Origin of the sequence: Pseudomonas sp. LAIL14HWK12:I10 (genome assembly GCF_900184205.1) — a bacterium.
GTDB lineage: Bacteria > Pseudomonadota > Gammaproteobacteria > Pseudomonadales > Pseudomonadaceae > Aquipseudomonas > Aquipseudomonas kermanshahensis.
Map to the genome: position 1 here is coordinate 1 of NZ_FXWU01000003.1, position 20,585 is coordinate 20,585.

General features: G+C 61.2%; 16 protein-coding genes. 7 read left to right on the forward strand and 9 right to left on the reverse strand.

The genetic code is table 11. From position 1 onward, the window contains the following. A partial coding sequence (locus QOS90_RS07115; RefSeq protein ID WP_283600545.1) for a transposase occupies window positions 1-286 on the forward strand: 286 nt, incomplete at its 5' end. Between the two features lie 1,018 nt (window positions 287-1,304). On the opposite strand, the gene QOS90_RS07120 is transcribed toward QOS90_RS07115, so the two are convergent. After that, window positions 1,305-2,765, reverse strand: coding sequence for an MFS transporter (locus QOS90_RS07120; RefSeq protein WP_085273760.1), 1,461 nt, complete (start codon window positions 2,763-2,765; stop codon window positions 1,305-1,307). A 98-nt stretch (window positions 2,766-2,863) separates the two neighbouring features. Between QOS90_RS07120 and QOS90_RS07125 the strand changes: the two genes are divergently transcribed. Beyond that, entirely contained in the window at window positions 2,864-3,694 is an 831-nt protein-coding gene (locus QOS90_RS07125) for a helix-turn-helix transcriptional regulator (RefSeq protein ID WP_050580792.1), read from the forward strand. Between the two features lie 447 nt (window positions 3,695-4,141). Here the strand turns inward: QOS90_RS07125 and QOS90_RS07130 are convergent, their stop codons facing one another. Further along, window positions 4,142-4,657: a cupin domain-containing protein gene (locus tag QOS90_RS07130; RefSeq protein ID WP_097151358.1), complete on the reverse strand. Its 516-nt coding sequence runs from the start codon at window positions 4,655-4,657 to the stop codon at window positions 4,142-4,144. A 157-nt stretch (window positions 4,658-4,814) separates the two neighbouring features. Here QOS90_RS07130 and QOS90_RS07135 point away from each other — a divergent pair, with 157 nt between their 5' ends. The 4 genes from QOS90_RS07135 to QOS90_RS07150 all read left to right on the forward strand — a co-directional run bounded on the left by QOS90_RS07135 (window position 4,815) and on the right by QOS90_RS07150 (window position 10,421). Beyond that, the gene (locus QOS90_RS07135; RefSeq protein ID WP_085273763.1) at window positions 4,815-6,602 is read left to right on the forward strand and encodes a thiamine pyrophosphate-requiring protein; all 1,788 of its coding nucleotides are present in this window, start codon (window positions 4,815-4,817) and stop codon (window positions 6,600-6,602) included. 98 nt (window positions 6,603-6,700) lie between these two features. Further along, window positions 6,701-7,228, forward strand: a complete 528-nt coding sequence (locus QOS90_RS07140; RefSeq protein WP_027596505.1) for a (2Fe-2S)-binding protein — start codon at window positions 6,701-6,703, stop codon at window positions 7,226-7,228. Then, the gene (locus QOS90_RS07145) at window positions 7,225-8,226 is read left to right on the forward strand and encodes an FAD binding domain-containing protein (protein ID WP_085273764.1); all 1,002 of its coding nucleotides are present in this window, start codon (window positions 7,225-7,227) and stop codon (window positions 8,224-8,226) included. The genes QOS90_RS07140 and QOS90_RS07145 overlap by 4 nt, the downstream gene beginning before the upstream one ends. Further along, the gene (locus QOS90_RS07150) at window positions 8,223-10,421 is read left to right on the forward strand and encodes a xanthine dehydrogenase family protein molybdopterin-binding subunit (RefSeq protein WP_085273765.1); all 2,199 of its coding nucleotides are present in this window, start codon (window positions 8,223-8,225) and stop codon (window positions 10,419-10,421) included. The genes QOS90_RS07145 and QOS90_RS07150 overlap by 4 nt, the downstream gene beginning before the upstream one ends. A 124-nt stretch (window positions 10,422-10,545) precedes the next feature. Here QOS90_RS07150 and QOS90_RS07155 read toward each other — a convergent pair whose 3' ends face one another. The 4 genes from QOS90_RS07155 to QOS90_RS07170 form a co-directional block, all read right to left on the reverse strand. Beyond that, the gene (locus QOS90_RS07155; protein ID WP_027596502.1) at window positions 10,546-11,799 is read right to left on the reverse strand and encodes an OprD family porin; all 1,254 of its coding nucleotides are present in this window, start codon (window positions 11,797-11,799) and stop codon (window positions 10,546-10,548) included. 58 nt (window positions 11,800-11,857) lie between these two features. Beyond that, window positions 11,858-13,162, reverse strand: a complete 1,305-nt coding sequence (locus QOS90_RS07160; RefSeq protein WP_027596501.1) for a CitMHS family transporter — start codon at window positions 13,160-13,162, stop codon at window positions 11,858-11,860. Between the two features lie 122 nt (window positions 13,163-13,284). Continuing rightward, window positions 13,285-14,598 carry a C4-dicarboxylate transporter DctA gene (gene dctA / locus QOS90_RS07165; RefSeq protein WP_027596500.1) on the reverse strand — a complete coding sequence of 438 codons (1,314 nt, stop codon included), beginning with the start codon at window positions 14,596-14,598 and terminating at the stop codon, window positions 13,285-13,287. A gap of 62 nt (window positions 14,599-14,660) precedes the next feature. Continuing rightward, window positions 14,661-15,740: a 4-oxalomesaconate tautomerase gene (locus QOS90_RS07170; RefSeq protein WP_027596499.1), complete on the reverse strand. Its 1,080-nt coding sequence runs from the start codon at window positions 15,738-15,740 to the stop codon at window positions 14,661-14,663. Window positions 15,741-15,887: 147 nt separating this feature from the next. On the opposite strand from QOS90_RS07170, the gene QOS90_RS07175 reads away from it, so the two are divergent. Next, the gene (locus QOS90_RS07175; RefSeq protein WP_085273766.1) at window positions 15,888-16,781 is read left to right on the forward strand and encodes a LysR family transcriptional regulator; all 894 of its coding nucleotides are present in this window, start codon (window positions 15,888-15,890) and stop codon (window positions 16,779-16,781) included. Between the two features lie 60 nt (window positions 16,782-16,841). Here QOS90_RS07175 and tcuB read toward each other — a convergent pair whose 3' ends face one another. The 3 genes from tcuB to QOS90_RS07190 all read right to left on the reverse strand — a co-directional run bounded on the left by tcuB (window position 16,842) and on the right by QOS90_RS07190 (window position 20,527). Then, window positions 16,842-18,023, reverse strand: a complete 1,182-nt coding sequence (gene tcuB, locus QOS90_RS07180; RefSeq protein WP_027596497.1) for a tricarballylate utilization 4Fe-4S protein TcuB — start codon at window positions 18,021-18,023, stop codon at window positions 16,842-16,844. Next, window positions 18,004-19,458 carry an FAD-dependent tricarballylate dehydrogenase TcuA gene (gene tcuA, locus QOS90_RS07185; RefSeq protein WP_085273767.1) on the reverse strand — a complete coding sequence of 485 codons (1,455 nt, stop codon included), beginning with the start codon at window positions 19,456-19,458 and terminating at the stop codon, window positions 18,004-18,006. Before tcuA ends, tcuB begins: the two co-directional genes overlap by 20 nt. A 148-nt stretch (window positions 19,459-19,606) precedes the next feature. Further along, window positions 19,607-20,527 carry a LysR family transcriptional regulator gene (locus tag QOS90_RS07190; RefSeq protein WP_085273768.1) on the reverse strand — a complete coding sequence of 307 codons (921 nt, stop codon included), beginning with the start codon at window positions 20,525-20,527 and terminating at the stop codon, window positions 19,607-19,609. Window positions 20,528-20,585: the final 58 nt, after the last annotated feature.

Below are 20,585 nucleotides of genomic sequence, written 5' to 3' on the forward strand. Positions count from 1 at the left end.
TCACAAGACTGACAAGGTCAGGGCGTGGCTTGCGGCGAGGCCACGCTACAACATCCACTTCACGCCCACCTCGGCATCCTGGCTGAATTTGGTTGAGAGGTTTTTCTCAACGCTGAGCGAGAAGTGGATCAAGCGGCAGGCACATGTCAGCGTTAAGGATCTGGAGGCGTCGATTGAGCACTACCTGGAAACCTACAACCAGAATCCGAAGCCATTTCGGTGGCACAAGAAGGCCGAGGACATCCTTGCCTCAGTCGCTCGCGCGGCACGAGCGCTGGGTAGATGATTTTCAGTGGTATTTCTGAAACACCACACTAGGAGCTGAGCTCTACGACGCGGAGCTTGCCTATTATCGGAGTCGTTACTATACCGACGGTGAATTGACTCACCATTTCCCTCACCTGCAACTCCGGCCCTCAGACCACCGCGACCTCGTTCAGGCGGTTATTGAAGGGGTGAATGACACCCCATGCGACCGAATGTTGGCTCTCCTGATGATCGTCTGGCGCCTACGCAACAATCTCTTCCACGGCGCAAAATGGGCTTATGAGCTTCGCGATCAGCGCGAGAACTTCAGTCATGCGAACAGCGTTTTGATGCGAATACTCGAACGCCATGGCCAGCTCGGCTAAGAGCGCAGCCGCCCTTGAGGACCGTTTCCTAGCCAAATTGAACGAGTCCTCCGCGCTTGATCCAGGCTTCAGGCTCCCCGAATGCGCAGCGGAGGACCGTAAGCCTCACGATCCCATCAATAAATACATCGCTGCTCAAGCGAAGCAACCGCCGACCTCAAAGTGCCAGTATGGTAGCGCAGCAGTGAGAGCATTTGGAACCGGAGCGTCGTCTACGCTCACGCGCCATGCTTGGCGTCATACCCTAGGCACCAGTCTTCAGGCATGCCCGAACAAGCCGAGAATGGCGTACACTGAAGGCCGCTGACGACCACCCTCGCCCGTGTCAGAAATCGCCAGTCGCGATCGCCCGTGCACCTGGGGCGACTGGGGGCAAAACTGGGGGCATAGCTTCAAAATAGTCTTCTGAAACCACCGCCCTAGAGCCATGTCAAAATGTTCTTTGGGGATCCTGACAGCCTTTAAGGCGATTTAGAGGCATTGAAAAGCCGCCTCCAGCGTTGCGAGCCATGTATCAGCGATTGATGTCGAGCATTGTCGCAGGAACGCCCGTTCATCACTGGGGATAGCGACTGGCACGAATCCAATGCGTAAGCTGCGCCCTTAACCACGCCGCCTAAGGCTCAAATGGGCGCTAGCACAATCAGTTCACGTGCCATCGCACGCTTTCTCTCAACTGCCTACCGCCGGCTGCTGTGCCTTCGCCAACATCAGCAACAAAAGGCCAACCAGCAGCGCTGCCACCAAGTTGTAGAGCATGCCCGTGACGAAAGCCGCCACGTAGTGACCTGCCAGCACGACCCCGCCATCACCCGCGACCAGCGCCTTGTTGAACAGGATGCCCACTACCCCTACTCCCAGAGCCGCCCCCACCTGCTGGACAGTCGAGATCACTCCCGACGCCATACCGGCCTGGGCTTCATCGACAAAACCCAATACCAGGTTCAGCAGTGGCGTCATGATGAAACCCTGGCCGGCGCCGACCACCATCAGTACGGGGATCAACCCCGTGGGCCTCAGGGCCGCGCCCGCCATCCAAACCTGCGCAATCAATAGCCCGATCGAAACGGCATACACCATCGCACCTACAACGATGGCGCTCGCCCCCCATCTCGCCACCAGCTTGGGCGCGACGAGCGACGCTAGTACGAATCCCACGCTGCAGGGTGCGAAAATGCTACCCGCAGTCAAAGGATCAAGCCCCAGCCCGGTCTGCACCAACAAGGTGAAGCACAAGAAGAACGAACTGGACGTGGAATACACCAAAAACACCAGCAATGCGCCCAACGCGAAGTGACGCTGGGCCAGCAAGCGCATATCCACCAGTGGCAATCCGCCGTCTGCTCTTCGCTGCTCCTGCTGTCTATGGAAAAGTACCAGCAGTACTCCCGCCAGGCCCAACGACCCTAGACACCAGGCTGGCCAGCCTAGCGCCGGTCCTTCGATCAACGGCACTAGCAGCAGCACTAGGCCGGTGCTGACCAACCCTACGCCCGCCCAGTCCAGGGTAGGTCGCTGTGGTGCGCGCGACTCAGGGATATAACGTGCCGCCGCGATGGCCAACAGGCCGATAGGCACGTTGATGAGGAAGATGCTACGCCACCCCAGGCCGAACAGGTCGGCATGAATCAACCCGCCACCCAGCACTTGCCCTGCGATGGCGGCCAGCCCCAGGGTCATTCCCAGTAGACCAAAAGCACGACGGCTGTCGCCGTCATTGAAATTGACACGGATAGAGGCATAGATCTGCGGGAACAGCAACGCCGCCGCCAGCCCCTGTAATACCCGCGCAGCAATCAGGAAGCCGGCAGTGGGGGCCAGCCCGCACAGCAGGGAGGCGAAGGTGAACCCGGCCATGCCGATCACGAAGAGGCGGCGGCGCCCGAACAGGTCGCCCAGACGGCCGCCGGTAATCAGCAAGACGCCAAACGCAAGTTCATAGCCGGCCACGATGAAGCCAACCTGTGCGAAGCTGGCCGCCAACCCTGCTTGCAGGCTGGGGATGGCCACATTGACCACGAACAGATCGAAAATCGTCACGAAACCGGCTAATAGCAGCACCGACAAACCGAGCCAGGGCGGGCCGTCAACAGTGCGCACAGGCAGTACTGAAGGGTGGGAGTTCGAGTTCATCTTGCGCATCCTGAGAAGAGACGTCAGCATTCTCGAACCACCGTTAAGCGATTACAATTTAACCCTTTATGCTATTACTCAAAGTAACGAGATAAGCAATGCGAACCTTGGCACGAACACGCGTCGATCTGGCGGCATTCCTCCTGGCGCACCGCCAGCGGCTATCGCCTGTAGATGTGGGCCTACCCAGTGGTGGTCGCCGCCGCACGCCTGGGCTGCGACGTGAAGAAGTTGCCGCACTCGCAGGTGTCGGTTTGACCTGGTACACGTGGCTGGAACAGGGCCGTGACATAGGGGTTTCGGCTGCTTTTCTGGACAACCTGGCGAGGGTGCTGAAGCTGGATGCCGCAGAACGACGCCACTTGTTCCTGTTGGCTCACGAACGGCCACCTGCCGAACCCGGCAAAACATGGTGCGTGCTACCCCCACTGGTACGGCGCCTGATGCACGACTTGCCGCACCCCGCCTTTGTACTCAACCTGCGCTGGGATGTACTGGGCTTCAATGCGCTTGCTGATCAGCTGTTTAACTTTGGCTCGCACACACCCGAGCGTCGCAATTTACTGTGGCTGCTGTTTACCGATTCTGTTCTGCGAGAGCAATTGTATGACTGGGATGAACAGGCGCCGCAGATGTTGTCGGGCTTCCGGCGCGACTTCGCCCGCGCCCCACAAGATGCCGACATACATGAACTGGTGTCGGAGTTGGAGCGCGTTTCACCGGAGTTCAAAGTTTGGTGGCGCCGGCACGATGTTCACGCCCCCTCTGCAGGCATGCGCAAGCTGACGATTGACGGCAAGATCGAGCTGTTCGAGCACACCTCGCTGACCATCGACGAAGACCGCCACCTACGCCTGGTGGTCTATGCCAAGTTAGCAGAGCCTTCCGTCGCTCTGCAGGCACCCTCTGGCTATCAGCAGGCCGAATAGAGGGTGAACAACCAGAAAAGGCGCTCCGCCATGAAGCCAGCAAAACCACATACATTACTGCTCGCGTTGTGCCTGAGCCTGGGCGCCCCCCTTGCCTTGGCTGCCACAGACCTGAACGAACAGCGCGCCCCGGGCACACAATCCCATGACAATGGGCACATGAACGGCCAAGGCGATGCGACGGGCTCAGGAACACCAGGCGATAGCATGGGTACCGGTGATGGCGGTACTGATGACAATGGGACGGACAACACCGGAGGTGACGGTACCAACAGTAGCTCGGGAACCGGCGGTAATGGCTCTGGTGATAGTGGCACAGGCTCGGGCAGTGGAAGCAGCGGCTCGGCCGCTAGCGGATCAGGCTCAGGTTCCGGCAGTTAACTGAAATAGCCGATGCTATCTGGCGGCCCTGAGAGCGTTTTAGCGCAAGCCCCGTTAGCCGCGCACTTAACGCCAATGCGTCATCAATGCACCGCGGATGCCACTGACCGGGTCTTGCTCAGGGAGCGGCACCTTGGCGATGCGCGCCAGCGCGTGCGGGTGGGCGGCGCTGGCGGGCCGCTGGATGTCGTAGTCTTCCTGCCCGTGTGGATAGGCGCCGACCACCAGAAAGTCATCGCTGCATTGGATGCAGCGATGACCCGTGCCTGCCGGCAGCACCAGCACATCGCCGCGTTTTACGCTGACGCTTTGCCCAGATGCTCCGCCAAGCGTCAATCGGGCCTGCCCGCAAGCAATGCCCAGCGCCTCATGAGCGTTAGGGTGAAAGTGGTGATAATCGAAGATCCCGTCGCGCCACAGCGGGGTCCATTGGTGAGCCGCAAACAGTGCTTCGAAAGCACGGGCATTATCCACCGACGGATCAAGCTTCAGCCGATAGAACAGCACGGGAAAACGGCTGTTCGGCGTAGCGCCGTCGTCCTCGAAATACAACGCCTGTACGGCGGCATCTGCTGTGTTCATGAGCGTCACGATGCGCATCCTGATCGGTTGATGGGTTCAGGTTCGAACCCACCCGCTGTTGCCAAGTTCCAGCCGGCAGACGGGTGCGCATACCGTTGAAACTTTCCCGACACCTGCCAAGTCCAGACCCCTATCGATCACTAAACGGGAGCAGGTAATGACCGGCACGGTAGGCGACTTTCTGGTGGAGCGTTTGTATCAATGGGGCGTGCGGCGCATCTTCGGGTACCCCGGCGACGGCATCAATGGCGTGTTCGGCGCGCTGAGCCGGGCCAACGGCAAGATTGAATTCATCCAGGCCCGGCATGAGGAAATGGCCGCCTTCATGGCCAGCGCCCATGCCAAGTTCACCGGCGAGCTCGGTGTTTGCATCGCGACCTCCGGCCCGGGCGCCTCGCACTTACTGACCGGGCTGTACGATGCACGCATGGACCATCAGCCAGTGCTGGCCATCGTCGGTCAACAGGCCCGTGCAGCACTGGGCGGGCACTACCAGCAGGAGTTGGACCTGCTGTCGATGTTCAAGGATGTCGCCGGTGCCTTCGTCCAGCAGGCCTCTACGCCAGAGCAGGTGCGCCACCTGCTCGACCGTGCAGTGCGTACGGCCGTCGGCGAACGCCGGGTCACCGCTGTTATTCTGCCCAACGACTTGCAGGACCTGCCCTACAACGAGCCCCCGCGGGCTCACGGTACGGTGCATTCAGGCATCGGCTACAGCAAGCCGAGGGTATTGCCGTTCGACGAAGACCTGCAGCGCGCCGCCGCTGTACTCAACACCGGGCGCAAAGTGGCGATACTGGTGGGTGCCGGCGCCCTGCAGGCGACTGAGCAAGTAATGGCGGTCGCCGAACAACTCGGCGCTGGCGTGGCCAAAGCGCTGCTGGGCAAGGCTGTGCTACCGGATGATCTGCCGTGGGTCACCGGGTCGATCGGCTTGCTCGGCACCGAACCCAGTTATCAGCTGATGAGCGAATGCGACACCCTGCTAATGATCGGCTCCGGCTTCCCCTATTCCGAGTTTTTGCCCAAGGAAGGCCAGGCACGGGGCGTGCAGATCGACCTGCAACCCGACATGCTCAGCCTGCGCTACCCGATGGAGGTCAACCTGGTCGGCGATGCCTGCGAAACATTGCGCGCACTGTTGCCGTTACTTGAATACAAGACCGAACGGCGCTGGCGCGACAAGGTGCAGACCTGGCGTGCGCAGTGGGACAAGACCGTGGCCAAGCGCGCCCTGGTCAAGGCTGCCCCGATCAACCCGCAACGTGTAGTGCATGAGCTGTCCCCTCGCCTGCCCGACCAGGCCATCATCACCAGCGATTCCGGCTCCTGTGCCAACTGGTTTGCCCGCGACCTGCAGATTCGCCAGGGTATGCAGTGCTCGCTGTCCGGCGGCCTGGCTTGCATGGGCGCAGCCGTGCCTTATGCGATTGCTGCCAAGTTCGCCCACCCGCAACGGGCTGTGGTTGCCCTGGTGGGCGATGGGGCGATGCAGATGAACAACCTCGCCGAACTGATCACCGTGGCCAAGTACTGGCAACAGTGGGACAACCCACAATGGATTTGTGCTGTGTTCAACAATGAGGACCTCAATCAGGTGACGTGGGAGCAACGGGTCATGGAGGGCGACCCCAAGTTCGAAGCGTCGCAGTCGATCCCTGACGTGCCCTACCATTTGTTCGCTATTTCCATTGGCCTGCAAGGTATCTACGTAGACCGCGAAGAGGACGTTGCCGCTGCGTGGGAGCGCGCGCTGGCTGCGGATCGGCCGGTACTGATCGAGTTCAAGACCGACCCGAACGTGCCGCCACTGCCACCGCACATCAAGCTGGAGCAAGCGAAGAAGTTTGCCAGTACCTTGCTCAAGGGCGACCCCGACCAGGCGGGCATCATCGTCCAGACAGCCAAGCAGGTGCTCGGCTCGGTGCTACCAGGCAAAAAGTGATGGGCACGTCGGCTAACCGGCTGAACGTTTGCTCAGCCGGCCAGGTCGCACAACAAAGACGCAGCGGACTGCGCGAACCCTGACCGTGAGGACCTACCATGAGCGCGATCTCTCCCCATGGGGCTGAAGAATACCCCCTCCGCCTGACCCTCAATGGTCAACCCCGAACACTGCAGGTGCACCCCTGGACCACCTTGCTCGACCTGCTGCGTGAGCAGTTGGACCTGGTCGGCACCAAGAAGGGCTGTGACCATGGCCAGTGCGGGGCCTGCACCGTGCTGCGCGATGGCAAGCGTGTCAATGCTTGCCTGACGTTGGCCATCATGTGCGATGGGGCCGAGTTGGTAACCATCGAAGGGCTGGCCAACGGCGACGTTCTGCACCCCATGCAGCGCGCATTCATCACTCACGATGCTTTTCAATGCGGGTATTGCACGCCAGGCCAGATCTGCTCCGCCGTCGGGCTTGCCCATGAAGGGCATGCCGACACCCGCGAAGCGATCCGCGAACAGATGAGCGGCAACCTTTGCCGCTGTGGTGCCTACAGCAACATCGTCGCTGCGGTGGAAGAAGCCCTGCCGTTGATGAGGGCCGAGGCCCAGCCACAACGAGGGCCGAACCCATGACGCCCTTCAGCTACCACAAGCCCGCATCGGTCCGTGAAGCCGTCAGCCTGGCTGACGCGTGCTCGCACTTCATTGCCGGGGGCACCAACCTTGTCGACCTGATGAAGGAAAACGTGGTTCGCCCCAAGCGCCTTATCGATATTTCCGGCCTTGGGCTGAACGGCATCCACCCCACCTCAAACGGCGGCGTGCGGATCGGCGCATTGGTGAGCAATGCCGACTTGGCCTGGCACCCGACGATCGAACAGCACTACCCGCTGTTATCGCATGCCATCCTCGCGGGGGCATCACCGCAGTTGAGGAACATGGCCAGCACCGGTGGCAACCTGCTGCAACGTACCCGTTGCTACTACTTCTATGACACCGGCACACCCTGCAACAAGCGCGAACCAGGCAGCGGATGCCCTGCGCGTACAGGTATGAACCGCATCCATGCCATTCTCGGCGCCAGTGATGCCTGTGTCGCGACCCATCCCTCGGACATGTGCGTGGCATTGGCAGCGCTCGAAGCCGTGGTGCATGTACAGGGCCCGGGCGGTGAACGGCAGATACCCTTTGCGGGGTTCCATCGGCTTCCCGAGGGCACCCCGGAGCGCGACAATCACCTGGCAGTCGATGAACTGGTGGTTGCCATCGAGCTGCCGCCCCCGGCGTTCGACCACCATTACCGTTACCTGAAAATACGCGACCGCGCCTCTTACGCGTTCGCGCTGGTGTCGGTCGCCGCCGCCTTGAGCTTCGATGGCAAGCTGATCCAGCAGGCTCGCCTAGCGCTGGGCGGCGTTGCCCACAAGCCGTGGCGGGACCCGATTGTGGAGCGCATGCTGGCCGGCCAAGTGCCTTGCGAAGCGCTCTTCACCCGCGCCGCGCAAGCGTTGCTGCAAGGTGCACAGCCCCTGAGCCACAACGGCTTCAAGGTATCGCTCGCCCAGCGGGCAATCGTGCGGGCATTGAATGATGCGGCGCGCGGCGCCGCGGACTGGGGAACACGACCATGATCACACCCATACCGGTAGTTGGCACGCCCCTGGACCGCGTGGACGGCGTGGCGAAGGTCACCGGGCAGGCACGCTATGCAGGCGAATACCCCGAGGCGGGGTTGCTTCATGGCAGCGTGGTATCCAGTACCATCGCCTGCGGTCGGGTGCTCGACATCGACAGTTCGCAGGCCATGCGTGTGCCAGGGGTCATCGCCGTGCTCGACCATGGCCATCGTCCGCGCATCTCCAGTTACGACGACGACTACAGCGACGCCGATGCTGCGCAGGGGGCGCCGTTTCGGCCCTTGTTCAATGATCGCGTGCGCTACAGCGGGCAACCGTTGGCGCTAGTGGTCGCCGAAACTCTCGAACTGGCCCGCTATGCAGGTTCGCTGATCAGGATCGACTATGCCGAGGAAGCCCACCAGACAGACCTTGGCGCATGCCAACAGTCACATGCGGCACCTGCGCAAACACCGGCGCCGCGTGGCGACTTCGCCGGGCAGTTTGCCGGGGCCGCGGTGCAGGTGGATGCCACCTACCTGACGGCCAACGAGCACCACAACCCGATGGAGCCCCATGCCTCGACCGTACTGTACAAAGCCGATGGCACCCTGGACATCCACGACAAGACCCAAGGCACCCAGAACTGCCAGGACTACCTGCACAAGGTGTTCGGCCTGCCCAAGGCAAACATCCATGTGCGCGCGGCGTTCGTCGGCGGTGCCTTCGGCTCGGGCTTGCGCCCGCAGTACCAGTTGCCGCTGGCAGTGATGGCAGCGTTGCACCTGCAGCGCTCGGTGCGCGTCACGCTAACGCGCCAGCAGATGTTCACCTTTGGCTACCGGCCCCGCACCGAGCAGCGCCTGCGCCTGGGTGCAGATGCAAACGGGCGCTTGCTGGCGATCGCCCACGATGCGCTTGGCCAGACCTCCCGCTTTGAGGACTTCACCGAGCACCTGGTGGAGTGGAGCGGCATGCTCTACCAGTGCGACAACATTGCGCTTAGCTACCGCCTGGCATCGCTCGATGTGTACACCCCGCTGGACATGCGTGCGCCTGGGGCCGCGTCCGGGATGATTGCCTTGGAATGCGCCATGGATGAGCTGGCCTGTGCGGCGCAGATCGACCCGGTTGACCTGCGCCAGCGTAATTTTGCCGCCAACAATGCCAACGAAGGCAAACCCTACTCCAGCAAAGAGCTACTGGCGTGTTACCAGCAAGGCGCCGAACGTTTTGGCTGGCGTAACCGCAACCCCCAACCGCGCAGCATGCGCAATGGCAGCCAGTTAGTAGGCTGGGGTATGGCCGGTGGCGTTTGGGAAGCCATGCAGATGAAGGCCAGCGCCAAGGCCCATATCGATGCCCAAGGCCACCTCACCGTCAGCAGTGCCACCACCGACATCGGGACCGGCACCTACACCGTCATGACTCAGATTGCCGCCGACGCCGCTGGCGTCAGGGTGCAGGATGTCACCTTCATGCTGGGTGACTCCTCACTGCCCACCGCCCCGCTTCAGGGCGGATCGTTCACGGTGTCGTCGGTGGGCTCGGCCGTGCGCCAGGCCTGCCAGGTACTGCGCACCAAAGTGCTGGAACATGCGCGCAAAATGTACCCCCAAGTGGCCAGCACGCCCCGGGAGCAGATCGTTTTCGCCGAGGGCTACCTGCACGCGGGCAGCCATCGGCTGGTCTTGGCGGACATCGTTGCCAGCGCCCCCGGCGGGGAGTTTGCCGTGCAGATCGACGCCGAACCCGGCGCCAGGCGCCAACCGTTCTCCACCGCCACCCATTCGGCGGTCTTCGTGGAAGTCCACGTCGACGAGGATCTTGGCATGATCAAAGTAACCCGAGTGGTGAGCGCGGTCGCGGCAGGACGGGTGGTCAATCCGAAAACCGCGCGCAGTCAGATTCTGGGAGGCGTGGTGTGGGGGGTGGGCATGGCCCTGCACGAAGCAGCGTTGACTGACCATCGGTTGGGCCGCATCGTCAACCACAACCTGGCGGAGTACCACATCCCGGTCAACGCAGACAGCGGGAATATCGACGTGATCTTCGTTGAAGAGCACGACGATATTGTCAACGAACTGGGGTCCAAGGGTGTCGGCGAAATCGGCATCGTCGGGGTAGCCGCCGCGGTGGCCAACGCGGTCTACCATGCCACGGGCAAGCGTGTAAGGGACTTCCCCATCACGCTCGACAAGGTGTTGTGATTGAGACAGCCAACATCACACGGCGCAAAGCTCCTACGAGTCGACACCACGATAGCAAATGATCCCGTATTGGCCGTGCTTGGCTATCTCGAGGGCCACCACCTGTACTTGCAATGGTGCCGCATTACCAAATCGCAATGTCGTAGGTCAGGTAGATGCGATTACTGTCGCGCCCGCGGGAAAAATCAGAACGGTAGACATAGTTGCGTAGTTTTACACCCAGCCCTTTGACGGGCCCTGACTGCACAACGTAGGCCAGTTCCATGTCACGTTCCCATTCGTTGAGTTCGGCTTCAGCGGAACGACCGTTGTCCCCGCTCAGGTATCGCGCCATGAACGTGAGCCCAGGGACACCGGCTGCTGCAAAATTGTAGGCATAGCTTGCCATCCAGGTTTTCTCTTCCTCCTCGATGAACTTGCCGATGCCGACGTTGCTGAATGAATAAACCGTCGCACCGCTGATGTAGGGCAGCCCGGCATCGCCATCTAGCATCTGGTACCCGGCACCGACGGTGTGCCCGGAGTGGGTATACGACACCTGCCCACTGAACATGTCGTTGTCGATCTTGCCGCCATAAGCAGCTCCGCTGTCGCGGCTCTTGAAGTAGCGCAGGTCGGTGGTGAACACCCCGCCGGCCAAGGGTAGATCGTGCACCAGCCCTGCATAATCCTGGCGGTAGAAGTGCTCGAGCTGGCCGTGGAAGTAGCTCACACGCAGTTGCTTGCTGATGGCTAAGTCAGCACCCGCAAAGCTGAAATCGCCAGACTCGTCGCCGCCGTAACCATCCAGGTACAGGCCCGTGCTGTTGGACGAGTCGCGCTGCTTGAACCGATCCAAGTGGCCGGCGGTCAGCGTCAGGCCATCGACATCCGTACTGGTCAACTGCGTGCCCTGGTAGGTCTGCGGCAGAAGCCGGGCATCGTTATAAACAAGCACCGGTGTCTTGGGCAGCAAGGTACCGTGCTTGACCACGGTCTGCCCCACCCGCGCCTTGGCAGTCACGCCGGCACTGGCAAACTCGCCTGCAGCGCGGCCATCGTCATGGACCGGCAGCAGGCCGGTACCGCTGCGGCCACGCCCCGAGTCGAGGCGCACCCCTACAAGCCCTAGGGCGTCGAGCCCAAGGCCCAGCGGGCCTTGGGTAAACCCTGATTGGTAGTCGAGCAAAAAGCCCTGCGCCCATTCCACTCGCTCACTCTTGGCGGTCGCAGCAGCGCGGGCGCTCATGCCCTGTTCGTCGCGGAAGTTTTCGTTGAAATAGACGTTGCGCAGCTGCAGTTTGAGCTTGCTGTCGTCGATGAATCCGGCAGCGCCGGCCACAGGCAACCAGCCGCAGAGCAGGCCACAGGTGGCCCCACGGAAAACAGCTCGGGACATGTTCGATACTCTGTTGTTGTTATTGGATGAGGTGGGCGCAAGCTGCGCCCTATTTAGATCAGACGAAGAAGGACAAGGCACCCGTGAGCAAGGCCAGCGCAGTGATGACCAACGATGTCAAAACCGCCCACTTCACGGTTGCCTTCTGGAAGTCGCCGATATCTCGATCGACCATGCCCACCAGCAGCAGGGTCGAAGCCACCAGCGGGCTCATCAGGTGTACAGGCTGGCCCAGCACCGAGGCGCGGGCAATTTCTACAGGGTCGATACCATACGCGGCAGCCGCATTGGCCAGGATCGGCACAACGCCGAAGTAGTAAGCGTCGTTCGAAAGCACGAAAGTCAGCGGCATGCTGGTCAGCGCCACCACCAGCGGGAACCAGTGGCTCCAGGCTTCCGGAATCCAGTCCACGAGGGTCTGCGCCAACGCATCGACCATCTTCGTACCCGAGAAAATACCGGCGAAGATGCCTGCGGCGAACACCAGGAGCACCACGGTCATGGCGTTGCCTGAATGGGCGAGAATGCGCTCTTTCTGCAAGTCCAGTTGCGGGTAGTTGATCATCAATGCGGCGACAAAACCGATCATGAACAAGATGGCGGCGTGCATAACCCCCAGCACCAGCGCAGTCATGACAGCGATGACCAGCAACAGGTTCACATAGGCCAGCCGTGGGCGCTTGTGCGGGTTATCGCCGAGGATTTCCTTGATGTAGCAGTTACCACCACCGGACTCCAGCGCGATGTTGCCGATGCGTCGGCGCTCGGCGCGGCCAAGCAAGTAGGCTGTGAACACTACCCACGCTGCCCCACCGATGACGGTCGGCAGCATCGGGATGAAGTACTCGGTCGCATCCAGACCCAGCGCCGCAATGGCACGGGTGGCAGGCCCGCCCCATGGGCTCATGCCGCTCATGATGCTCAACGACAGCATCGATACGGTGGCCAGGATCATCGGGTTCATGCCGATACGCTTGTACAGCGGCAGCATGGCGGCACAGGTAATCATGTAGGTCGTGGTGCCATCACCGTCCAGCGCCACCAGCAGCGACAGCAAGGCGGTGCCGATGGCGATCTTGATCGGGTCGCCATTCACCCGCTTGAGAATCTTGCGGATCAGCGGATCAAACAGACCGGCGTCGATCATCAGGCCGAAAAACAGGATGGCGAACAATAGCAGCGCCGCAGACGGTGCGACCATTTTCAGCCCATCGAGCATCATCTTGCCAAGGTCCGGCGCAAAGCCGCCAATCACAGCGAAAACAATCGGAACGACGGTCAGGGCAACGATAGGAGACAGGCGTTTACTCATGATCAGGTAGGTGAAGGTCACCACCATAATCAGGCCCAGAAGTGCGAGCATGGTCTTTTCTCTTGTTTTTATTGTGTGCGGCCGTCTATAGGGCAGACGGCCCCCTACCCCACTCGACATCACTGGGATGTTGAGTGGGATTTTAAGTCAACAATGGGAGGTGGAAGCGGCTATTAGCCGTGATGCCGAGGTTCGGCTGACCAGCTGGCCTGCGCCGTGTCCGCTTCGCCCGGGGCTGCCGGGGTGCCGTTCAGGCGACGCAGCAAGGTTTCCCGATCACAAGCGTTCTCCGACAGTGAAATGACCACCGTGGCCACGGCATTGCTGGCCAGGCTAGTCAGGGCACGCGCTTCGGACATGAAGCGATCAATACCGATCAGCAAGGCAAGCCCTGCCAATGGGATGTCGTGAATAACCGTCAACGTCGAGGCCAGCGCCACGAAGCCACTGCCGGTGACGCCCGCAGCGCCTTTGGACGACAACAGCATGATCGCCAGCATTGTCAACGTTTGGCCCAACGTCAGATCGATGTTGCAAGCCTGGGCGATGAACACCGCCGCCAGTGACAGGTAGATGGCGGTACCGTCGAGGTTGAAGGAATAGCCGGTTGGCAGCACCAGCCCCACCACACCTTTCTTGCAGCCAAGCTTCTCGAGTTTTTCCAACATGCGCGGCAGAACGGGCTCGGTCGACGATGTGCCGAGCACCACCAGAAACTCCTCGCGAAAATACCGCAGCAGCTTCCACAGGCTGAAGCCGTGCGCCCGGCAGATACCCCCCAGCACGACCAGCACGAAGAATGCGCAGGCGATATAGAGTGTACCTACCAGCTTGGCCAATGCGCCCAGGGAGGTCACGCCATACTGCCCGACAGTGAAGGCCAGTGCACCGAAGGCGCCGATTGGGGCGAAGCGCATCAGGTAGCCGAAGATACGAAACACCATGGTCGAGGCCGACTCCAGTACATCGAGTACCGGTTTGCCTTTCTCGCCCATTGATGACAGAGCAAAGCCGCTCAGTACAGCGATGAACAACACCGGCAGCACTTCACCCTTGTTGAACGCCCCCATGAAGGTGTCCGGAATGATGTGCATGAAGAAATCGACCACACTGAGCTTGGCCGCAGAGGCGGTGTACTGGCTGAGGCCTACAGTGCTGAGCGTAGCCGGATCGATGTTCATGCCGACACCCGGACGGAACAGGTACACCGCCCCCAGGCCAATGATCAGGCTGACCACCGTCAATACCAGGAACAGCAGCAAGGTCTTGCTCATCAACCGCCCAAGGGAGCGCTTGTCGGTCATGCCGGCGATGCCGGTGACGATGGTGCAGAACACCACGGGGGCGATCATCATCTTGATCAGCTTGATGAACGCATCACCCAGTGGCTTCAGCGCAACGGCCTGTTGCGCCCAGAAGTGACCAACCACCACGCCCAGCAGGACAGCGCAGAGGATCTGGAAATACAGTGACTTCGCGAGTTTCATGAGGCATCACCCATTGTTGAAATTGTGCGGATGCGATGGTTGCCAACGTGATCCGCCCCTTCCTACCCTGCCATCCTGCGCAAGGTCGGGGCGTAGACGAAGCCTGAAAAGAGTCGGCGTGCGGTTCTCACCACGGAGGCCTGAAGTGTCTTGCCATCGGCACCGCTGCGCGTAAGCGCCACGTCGATACCGCCGCTCGGGTGCTCCAGACGGACCTCTTTCAATTGCTGGGCTTGATCCCCAAGCATGTCCAAGATCACCGTGCCAGGGCTGACGCAGGCAGTCGCCAGGCCGATAGCACCGGTAATGGCCAGGGCACGGTGACAGTTATGGGGCATGAAGTAGCGGACCTGCAGCGTGCCGTCATAGCGCGCCGGAGAAACCAACACTGGCTTTGGAATCACCATGCCGCTGACATCGCCCAGCCCCATCGCCTTGCCTGCTTTCAGGCGCAACGCCTCCAGACGCTGTAGCAGGCGCGTGTCCGCATCCAACTGCGCCGGGGTCTCGGAGCCTGTGACACCCAACTGGCTGGCATCGACGATCATCATTGGCATGGCCATGTCGATGCACGTGACTGGCACACCGTCGATCACATCCTGGGCCTGGCCAGTCGGGAACAGCTTACCAGTCTTGCTGCCTACCGCATCGAGGAAGGTCAGGTGCACCGGGGCGGCAGTGCCGGGTACCCCGTCGATCGCCGTACGGCCTTCATAACGCACGATCCCGCCAGGTGTTTCCACCAGCGAGTTGACGAAGGTGTTGGTGTTCAAGTTACGGATGCGTACCAGGGTCTTGCCATCCTGGGGCTTGACCAGCCCTTGCTCAATAGCGAACGGGCCAACGGCGCACAGCATGTTGCCGCAGTTGGGCGCAGTATCGACCCGGCGCTGGGCAACCATGACCTGGACGAAGAGGTAATCGACGTCGGCGTCGGCATGCAGCGAAGGGCTGACGATCGCGACCTTGCTGGTTTGAGGGCTACCACCGCCGATACCGTCGATTTCCAGTTCATGCCCGGAACCCATCAGGTTGATCAGCAGTTCGTCGCGTTCGACCACATTGGCAGGAAGATCCCATGCATGGAAAAAGGGCCCCTTAGAGGTGCCACCGCGCATGAGCACGCAGGGAATTCGTTGCATGATTTTGCACTCTTGTTGATCAATGGACATCATTGATGTTGTGGGCACAAGACTGACAGCTCTGTATAAATCATTCCAATGCAAATATCGTAGGCATTATTGCGATTCACACATCAATTTACGGCCAAGGTTGGGGAGTCAACTCAGATGGAATATGAGCTTCAAGACATTCGATCTTTCGTTAAAATCGCCGAACTAGGCAGTTTCCATGAAGCTGCAGAAGCCTTGCACCTGTCCCAACCGGCACTCAGCCGGCGGATAAAGAAGCTCGAGGAAGGACTAGGCACCTCATTGCTGGAACGCACCACCCGGCGCGTTAGCCTCACCAGCGTCGGGCGGGACTTTTTGCCCAAGGCCAGGCGCTTGCTGGATGACTTCGAAGATTCGATCCTGAGCATTCGCGAACTCGCCGAACGACAGAGCGGCCAGGTCACCCTTGCCTGTATCCCGACGGCAGCGTTCTATTTTCTGCCGTCGGTCATCCGCGACTACAACGAGCAGTACCCGAAGATCCGTATTCGCCTGCTGGACCTCAGCGCCAATGACGGGCTCGAAGCCGTGCTGCGGGGTGAAGCGGACTTCGGCATCAACATGATGAGCGGCCAGCACCCAGACATCGAGTTCGTCTCCCTGGTGCAGGAGCATTTCGTGCTGGCCTGCAGAAGAGACCACCCGTTGGCGAACCGTGACTCCGTCACCTGGACAGAGCTGGCCGACTACCGGCTGATCGGCGTAGGCCGCCTGAGCGGCAACCGGATGCTGCTGGACCATGCGCTGTCCGGGCTCAACCTGCGGCCAAAGTGGTTCTATGAGGTTCAGCACCTGTCCACCTCGCTGGGCATGGTCGAGGCCGGGCTGGGTGTGTCGGCCATGCCTAGCCTGGCCATGCCAAGCGCCGACCACCCGACGCTGGTCAGCGTGCCGCTGATCGAACCGCAGGTAACCCGCACACTGGGATTGGTCTATCGCCGAGGGGCGTCTCTGTCGCCCGCAGCGGAGAAGTTCGTGTCGATCTTGTTGGACAAATGGCCGAACCGTTGAAAGCAATGCGCGTCTTGCGGCCTGACGCAACGCAGGGTAATTACGGGCTGCGTTCATGGCTCATTCCTCCCCCAAACCCAGTGGGTTGGGCCGGCGCTTTTCGATCGCAAATTTGAGCAGTGCGGCGCTGCGGAACAGGCCATGGGCGAACTTGCCGTATGGCAGCGTGATGAATAGCGCCATCACCGCACCCAAGTGAATCGCCAGCGCAATTGCCATCGCTGCAGTATCACGCAGGCCCAGCAAGGCAAGGCCAGTAGCGCTGACCAGCAGCAGAAGCAGGATGAAAGCCCGGTCCATGGGGCGCTGGGCAACATCGCCCTGCTCCGGTGCCCTGCGAAGGTTGAGCATCAGAAGCCCGGCCGGCCCGATGATCAGGCCAACACCACCCAAGGTTCCCAGCAGCACCGGTGCACTCAGCAATGGATACGGCGCCTGCTGGCCCAATAGGTAGTGGTACCCGGTAGCGACCACAGTGGCAGCGAAGCACAACAGGAAGCCGTAGAAGGTGAAATGATGGAAACGACGGCGCCAGAGCGTGTATCGATCATCGACATCAGTGCAGCCTTGGCCATGCCCACCGTCCAGGTACTTCAGGGTCAACGCCGCGCTCGAGGCCTCGAACACTGCCCCCTTGGCCGGTTGCGCCAGGGCCTCGGCAGGCGAGACCGAGCGCCAGAAACGCCGTATCGCCACCGTCAGCGCCACCGCTGCCGCGGCAAAGACACCGCCGAACATCAAGGCCAAGGTGTTGTGCGGGAAGACAGCATAGAAGTTCCCCGCCAACCGCCCCGGCAGCAATGTGCCGTTGACGTACAACGTCAGCAGCAAGAACAGTGACAACGCGATTACCAAGGCACCGGCGACAAAGGTGCCGTTGTGCCGATACAGTCGACCAAAGAGGGGCGGCCAGGCGTAATCGGCATATGTCTGCCCGCGCACTCTGGCCATCGCCTGTGGCACGTTCACGGCAAATTCGTGGGGCTGAGCATACTGGCAGGCGTGCAGGCAGGCGCCGCAGTTGTGGCAAAGGTTGGCCAGGTAATGGATATCGGCCTTGCCGAACTCCAGCCTGCGGGTCATCGCCGGGAACACAGCGCAGAAACCTTCGCAGTATCGGCAGGCGTTACAGATCCGCATTTGCCGATCGACTTCCTGCTCTTCCAGGTTCAGTACCGGGATCAGTGCAAGGCCCGGCTGGGCGGCATCCGGTTGGCGTGGTTCAGGCAGTTGTGCGGTCATGGCGATTCTCTTGTTCTGGATAGACGTGTCCTGCCGCTGCCGCGGCGCTGGTCCCGGCGATGCGGCCGAAAGCGGTGCCGATGGACATGCCGACACCTGCGGTGTAACCCTTGCCCAACACGTTGCCCGCCATCATCTCGCCGGCGACGAAAAGGTTCGGGCTGGGGCGCCCATCGAAGTGAACCGCGGCGGTTTCGTCGGTGCGCAGCCCCAAGTAGGTAAAGGTCACGCCAGGACGCAGGGGGTACCCGTAGTAAGGCGGGGTATCGAGCGGGCGCGCCCAGTGGCTTTTAGCCGGTTCGAGGCCCACGGTGTGGCAGTCGTCAAGGCGCGTGTGATCGAAGGTTCCCACCTGGCAGGCACGGTTGTAGGCACGCACGGTTTCAACGAAGGCCTGCACGGGCAAACCCAGCAAGCCGGCCAACGCCTCCAGGCTGTCGGCGGCAGTGCCTGGGAAAACCGGCGGCATGAACCGACCGAGCGCTTTCTGGTCGATGATCGAAAAACCAACCTGCCCCGGCTGATGTGCCACCAAGCGCCCCCAGATGGCATAGCGCTTGGGCCAAAAATCCTCGCCCTCATCGTAGAAGCGTTCACCGTCGCGGTTGACCACCACGCCCAGCGACACGCAATCGATACGGGTGCAGATACCCCCGTCGTACAGGGGGGCACGGGCATCGATCGCCACCATGTGCGCCTGTGTCGGGTCGCCAATCTTGTCAGCGCCCTTTTCGATCATGCGGCGCAACAGCACGCCGTCATTGAAACGCGTACCGCGAATCAGGAAATTGTCCGAAGGCCACTCCCCTCGCTCGTTCTGCCCCCAGGCCTCACGCAACCATTGGCGATTGGACTCGAAGCCGCCGGCGGCGAGGACGCAACTGCGCGCTTCGATGCGCTCGGCAGGCAGCTGTCGCCCGTGGGACTCACGCGCTGGCACATGGGCCGCAACGAAGCGACCGCCCTGCAGTTCGATGTCGGCCACCGGTGAGTCGTAGCGAATCTGTACCCCGAGGTTTTCGGCGCTACGGTAGTAGGCATTGACCAGCGCCTTGCCGCCGCCCATGAAAAAGGCATTGGTCCGTGCGGTGTGCAGCGCACCAGACAACGATGGCTGAAAATGCACGCCATGACGGCGCATCCACCCGCGGCAATGGGAGGACGCGCGAATCACCAGGCGCGCGAGCTTCTCGTCAGTCTGGCCACCGGTTACCTTCAGCAGATCCTGCCAGAACTCTTCTTCCGGGTACGCCTCCACCAGCACGTCCTGCGGGGCATCATGCATGCACCGCAAGTTACGCGTATGTTGCGAATTGCCACCGCGCCAAGCGCGGGGTGCAGCCTCGAGCAGCAGCACGCTGGCTCCGGCCTCGCGCGCCATCAGCGCGGCACAGAGGGCGGCATTGCCCCCTCCGATGACTAACACATCGATCATTTCGCCTCCAGGTCGCGAAGAGCCAAATGTTCGGGGGCTCTTCGTGGCCACGGACTTTAATCAGTGCCCGGAGGGTGCGAAACGCGATCGCCGAGGGGAGGCATTCAGTTTTACTAAAGGGGTTGGGTGAGAGGCCCCCGAGCCTGGGTCAAAGCAACCGGGCCCCAGGCCATCGGCCCTGTTCCACCAAGTCCCGGGCGACATCCTGCAATACGATCCGTGTCGCCAACGCGGCCGGCGAAAGTTCGTCATCGGTCAGGCTGACAATCACATTGCGACGCTGCGCCTGTGCTTCATCGATAGCGAACACGCGCAAGCCCGCCTGATGCGCCCGGGCCACCGTCGCGCCAGGCTGAATGGTGGCGGCATGACCGGCACAGACGCAATCCATCAATAACGACAGGCCATCGACTTCCATGACGATGCTGGTCTCTAGCCCCGCCCGTTCGAAAATCGCGCGCATTGTCGTGCGTAAACCATGCTGTGTACTGGGCATCACCAAGGGTAGCGTCGCGATCTGCTCCAGTGTTAACGACTCGCCCCACTCAGCGTTGACCAGCGGCGCAGGAACCAGCACGAACAGTCGCTCTGTCAAAAGCGCCCGCACCTCTAATCGCGGCCCTGTTTCCGTCTGAAACAACACCGCCAGGTCAAGGTGCCTGGTATTGAGTTGGTTGGTCAGATAGCCAGATAGCATTTCCACCAGGTGCAGACGAATGTTGGGATAGCGTTCGCGCATCCTGTCGATCAATGCCAGGCCTAGAATCGACGCCGTGGTCGGTGCCAGCCCCACGCTGGCATAGCCGCTCATGCGCCCGCTTTGTGCCGCCAGGACGGCATGTTCTGCCTGGCGCAGCGCCAGGCGAGCATGGTATTCGAAGGCCAGGCCCGCTGCCGTCGGGGAGACGCCGGTACTCGAACGTGTCAAAAGCCGGGTACTTAATTCACCCTCCAGCTTCGACAGTTGCTGGCTCAATGCAGAGGCGCCAACCCCAAGCTCGACCGCAGCCCTGCCCAGGCTGCCGTACTCCAATACACCCAGAAAATAGCGAAGTTGACGCAGCTCCATACAAGTCTCTTTCAACGACCGGCCCAAGTGCTGAGCCATGTTAAAGGTATTTGCAGAG